Consider the following 1,178-nt stretch of genomic DNA (forward strand, 5'->3'; position numbering starts at 1 on the left):
CGTTCACCACGGTACTCGGTTTAATACCTTTGTATTTGAGCGGCGGCGAAATGTGGGAAGGAATGGCGGTAAGTATTATGGTAGGTCTCTTGTTCGGTACGGTGATCACCTTACTTTTTATTCCTTCATTCTATAGTATTCTTTATAGGGTTAGCTATAAAGAATATAGTTTTAATGAAGAATTACTGGATTGATGAAATTAGTGGAAAGATTATACCCGTTTAGATTTACTATATTTCTTATTAGTCTTCTTTTTATACTGTTTGGTTCGCTTATCGTTCCACTGGAATTGTTCGATGTTTATATAACTCCCATATTTTTTATAGTCAATATCCTGGCAGGTATATTGTTAATTTCTAAAAAAAAGAAATTGCACAACTTTTTTATCAGCTTATTTATTTTGTCTATTGTAGTTATATTGTTTTCTTCTTATTTGTTTGAAGATGAGGAAGGCTATCGCTACATTGAATTCGCTATATTATTTTCTTTTTACTGTTTTGTGACTTATGAAATTATTGCACAGGTATGGCAAAGCACCGATGTAAACAGAGGGGTAATACTTGGGCTCATGTCTGGATATATTTGTTTAGGTCTTGTTGGATTTTTTATTTGTTTGGCAATAGAATTGGCAGAGCCTGGTTCTTTTACCGGCCTGTCTGCCCTTGAATTAAATCCTGCAGCGAAGAGAGATAGTTTAGCGTATTACAGTTTTGTCACGCTCTTAACCATTGGATATGGTGAAATCACGCCTGTTTCCAAGCTGGCAAGAAACGCTTCCGTTTTGATCGGGCTTATGGGACAGTTCTATCTCGTTATTGTTACCGCTGTAGTAATTGAAAAATATATCAGACATAGCAAGAGACCAGATTAAATCAAAGATTTTGATAATAAACTAAAAAGCTTCATTAACCCCAAAGTAAATGCCACTTTGGCCATCTATTCCTTTACCGTAATCCAACCTAAGCCAGGTGCTTTTATCCTTAACTAGTTTAAAACGTATTCCTCCTCCAAAAGCTGGTTTTAAATTATTAAAACTGAATAAATTGCCAGCTTGTTCGTCTACGCTTCCAAATAATCCAAAACCGGCTAAAGTCCATCTTTCCTTAAAGCGCAATCTATATTCCGCTTGTAAAATATACATATGCTTGTCTATAAACCTGCCATTGAAGTAACCTCTT

Annotated in this window: 3 protein-coding genes and 1 pseudogene (1 of these 4 only partly in view); 3 read left to right on the top strand and 1 reads right to left on the bottom strand. The window is 35.2% G+C overall.

What is annotated here, in order from left to right:
• The 3 genes in view from Q0X89_RS14680 to Q0X89_RS14690 are tightly spaced (at most 11 nt apart) and all read left to right on the top strand, a layout consistent with a single transcriptional unit that may run on beyond the window.
• Nucleotides 1-24, top strand: partial view of an efflux RND transporter permease subunit gene (locus tag Q0X89_RS14680; RefSeq protein WP_297695489.1) — the end only. 2,898 nt of this gene lie to the left of the window's left edge; 24 of the gene's 2,922 nt are visible here — the last part of the coding sequence; its start codon lies off the left edge, out of view; the stop codon is at nt 22-24.
• Between the two features lie 11 nt (nt 25-35).
• Nucleotides 36-194 (top strand): hypothetical protein, encoded by a 159-nt coding sequence (locus Q0X89_RS14685; protein WP_297695491.1) that lies wholly within the window; start codon nt 36-38, stop codon nt 192-194.
• Nucleotides 194-871 (top strand): potassium channel family protein, encoded by a 678-nt coding sequence (locus Q0X89_RS14690; protein ID WP_297695493.1) that lies wholly within the window; start codon nt 194-196, stop codon nt 869-871. The genes Q0X89_RS14685 and Q0X89_RS14690 overlap by 1 nt, the downstream gene beginning before the upstream one ends.
• A gap of 21 nt (nt 872-892) precedes the next feature.
• Here Q0X89_RS14690 and Q0X89_RS14695 read toward each other — a convergent pair.
• A pseudogene (locus tag Q0X89_RS14695) lies at nt 893-1,178 on the bottom strand (hypothetical protein); the annotation flags it as partial.

This window comes from uncultured Eudoraea sp., assembly GCF_947258525.1.
In the GTDB taxonomy this organism is placed as follows: domain Bacteria; phylum Bacteroidota; class Bacteroidia; order Flavobacteriales; family Flavobacteriaceae; genus Eudoraea.

Excerpts from the sequence above, each read along its gene's own strand:
- Q0X89_RS14690 (WP_297695493.1), top strand. The coding sequence starts at position 194 with ATGAAATTAGTGGAAAGATTATACCCGTTTAGATTTACTATATTTCTT.